Below are 384 nucleotides of genomic sequence, written 5' to 3'. Positions count from 1 at the left end.
AATCTCCTAAGGAAAGAAGGAGATCACCATGCCACGAGCGCTCCGTTATGTTGCCGCTGTCGCGGAAATAGCGTTTAAAAATGCGGGTTGTGACAGCATTCGGCACATAACGATGTCCGGCACATAACTGCGACAATCTCAAGGCCGCCGTCACCAATCCCGACCGCCACGATCCTGGCCTCAACCGAACCTATGCCGAGATGGCGAGCCATTACGACACGGCCATTCTCGCAGCCCGGCCGCGGCGCCCAAAAGATAAGGCAAAGGTCGAAGTTGCGGTGCAAGTCGCCCAGCGATGGATTCTGGCGCGGCTGCGCAACCAACGCTTCTTTTCGTTGGCGGAGCTGAACGCAGCCATCAAAATACTCGTCGTCGAACTCAATG

The 384-nt window shown here is 56.5% G+C and carries 1 pseudogene; it reads left to right on the top strand.

From position 1 onward, the window contains the following. Positions 1-128: 128 nt before the first annotated feature. Positions 129-384: pseudogene (locus ACZYOF_RS44435) on the top strand (IS21 family transposase); the annotation flags it as partial.

The organism is Bradyrhizobium sp. LeoA1Lang (assembly GCF_055413685.1).
This window is presented reverse-complemented; position numbering and strand designations above follow the sequence as displayed.